Origin of the sequence: Rhodococcus sp. BH5 (assembly GCF_027583855.1) — a bacterium.
Taxonomy (GTDB): domain Bacteria; phylum Actinomycetota; class Actinomycetes; order Mycobacteriales; family Mycobacteriaceae; genus Rhodococcus_F; species Rhodococcus_F qingshengii.
Window position 1 is genome coordinate 1 of sequence record NZ_JAJHVW010000063.1, and the last position, 1,862, is coordinate 1,862.

General features: G+C 59.9%; 4 protein-coding genes and 1 pseudogene. 1 reads left to right on the forward strand and 4 read right to left on the reverse strand.

Annotated elements, in window-relative coordinates; translation table 11 throughout:
- Positions 1–256: 256 nt before the first annotated feature.
- From RhoBH5_RS32490 to RhoBH5_RS32505, 4 genes and pseudogenes are all read right to left on the reverse strand, one after another.
- Positions 257–454 carry a hypothetical protein gene (locus RhoBH5_RS32490; RefSeq protein ID WP_270009632.1) on the reverse strand — a complete coding sequence of 66 codons (198 nt, stop codon included), beginning with the start codon at positions 452–454 and terminating at the stop codon, positions 257–259.
- A 109-nt stretch (positions 455–563) separates the two neighbouring features.
- A pseudogene (locus RhoBH5_RS32495) lies at positions 564–710 on the reverse strand (prevent-host-death protein); the annotation flags it as partial.
- A 217-nt stretch (positions 711–927) separates the two neighbouring features.
- Entirely contained in the window at positions 928–1,059 is a 132-nt protein-coding gene (locus tag RhoBH5_RS32500) for a hypothetical protein (protein WP_270009634.1), read from the reverse strand.
- 325 nt (positions 1,060–1,384) lie between these two features.
- Entirely contained in the window at positions 1,385–1,609 is a 225-nt protein-coding gene (locus RhoBH5_RS32505; protein WP_270009635.1) for a glutaredoxin domain-containing protein, read from the reverse strand.
- Between RhoBH5_RS32505 and RhoBH5_RS32510 the strand changes: the two genes are divergently transcribed.
- A complete protein-coding gene (locus tag RhoBH5_RS32510) occupies positions 1,589–1,807 on the forward strand; it encodes a hypothetical protein (RefSeq protein WP_270009636.1) in 219 nt (72 codons plus the stop codon). The two genes, RhoBH5_RS32505 and RhoBH5_RS32510, sit on opposite strands and share 21 nt — an antisense overlap.
- Positions 1,808–1,862: the final 55 nt, after the last annotated feature.

The following is a 1,862-nucleotide window of genomic DNA, read 5'->3' on the forward strand; positions in this document are numbered from 1 at the left end:
GCAAGGACTCCTGGAATACACAGGTCATACCGGTGAGGGCAATGCGATCGACAGCACCGAACTGTGCGGGAGCCCGCAATCGGTCCTCGATGCCGCAGGAATCAAATAGATAACCTGACGGAGGGCTCGTCAGTCGAGTGAAGCAGGAATGGAAATCGACGAGTCGGCCCGTGTGCAGCGGGGATGCTGCCGGATTCCACGGTCCGGATTGGTGTTCTTTCTTTTCGTGCCAACAAGATTCACCAGGTGAAAAAAATCATGAACGAGGCTGTGTACCGTAGAACCAGATGCGGGCATCGCCTCGCCGTGTGGGTTTGTGCTGCCATCGCTGGTGAGTCATGCCGTCGCGAGTGATGACGGCGAAGTCGCCGCGTAGCGGGTAGTTTTTCGGATCGACCACCAGTGGGGTTCTTGTCAGGGAATCCCAGGTCTCCGCCAACGGGTTGCGGATCACCGCGGTGAGGTCCTGCCAGCCTTTGCGTGCGTTGTTGGTCGCGAAGCGGATCTCGTATTCGGTCTTCTTCGTCGGTCGAGGTACGAGCTCGCCGCGTTTCCTGCCGCCGCTACGGACGCTCCACCATCGTGTCGTCTTCTGGGGTGTCCAGCCATTCGAGGTCGGCCTGGCCGAGGCCGGCGGCGATCGCGGTCGCCGTTTCGCGCCACGAGGTCAGTTCTGCGAGCACCAGGTGCGGTTGGTCGGTGGAGAACGACACGCATAGCGCGCGTGGAGGGGCATGCTGCCGCACGGATCTGGCGGTGTTCAGAGCCCGGTGGCGCGTCCGGTGTCGGGCTGTTGTCCGGGTTTGGGCGTGTTGCGGTGTTGGCGTTGGTATTCGCGGGTGGCTGCGGGGTGGGTGTGGTCGATGCGCACTCGTCGGCGGGGTTTGTTGTTTTCCGGTCGGTGATGGCGGTTCGTAGTCGTTGTTCTTAGCTCCGGAGGGTCGGTGTGAGTTGTTGGCGGCGGTCGAGTTCTTCTTCGGCTGCTGCTGCGGCGTCGATCCGGGTGCGGTGCGTGTCGAGGGCTTGCGCGTGCCGGGTTGCTGCTTTGGCCGTGGTCAAGCACTACATCGAAAGCCAACAACGCCCCGTCTAACCCACAGCGGGCCCTCGCTACACGGGTCCAGAAAACCGGATGCGCTTCACCCCCGGCGTGAACGCCGGAGCACTGCGCAAAACTAGAGATAGAGGGGGCGCAGTTCGTCGCGTGCGTCGCTGATTCCGGCGAGGGAACCGTCGAGGGCGGCGAGCATGGTGCGGATTGCACGAACAACGGCTTCGTTGTCGCTGCGGAGTGCGGTGTCCAGTTCACGCTCGATGAAGTCTGCGTCGGGGGTGAAGGCGAATGCGTCGTCATGTCGATTCTCAATTCTTCTCGTGGGTGATGTCAGGCGACTGATGCGAGCTTGGAGATTTCATCGGGTCTGAATCCCGAAAAATGAACGTCTCCTGCGACGACGACGGGGGCTTGCAGGTATCCGAGGCTCATGACGTAGTCGCGGGCCTGTGCGTTTTCGGTGATGTCGATGACGTTGTATTCGATTCCCGCTTTGTCGAGTGCGCGGTAGGTGGCATTGCAAGGTGGATAGGTGTGGAACTGTACGAGATTCAAGCTGCGAATGTCACTGAAGCTCAGATGAAAAGCCATACAGAGATCGCCCGGATCATTGGAGCGAATTCGGATTGGCTTTTCAACTGGGGTGGTGAAATAATCTGTGGCGGAGATCAAGTCGCTGCCAGCATTAAAGATGGCGGCGAAAGGTCAAAGACCCTGTCAATTGCAATCAGAGAGAAACTGACCGGTGACTAGCCGATCGAATTCGCTGTGGGGTGGGTGCCAGGCGGTACCCACCCCTTACAGCTTT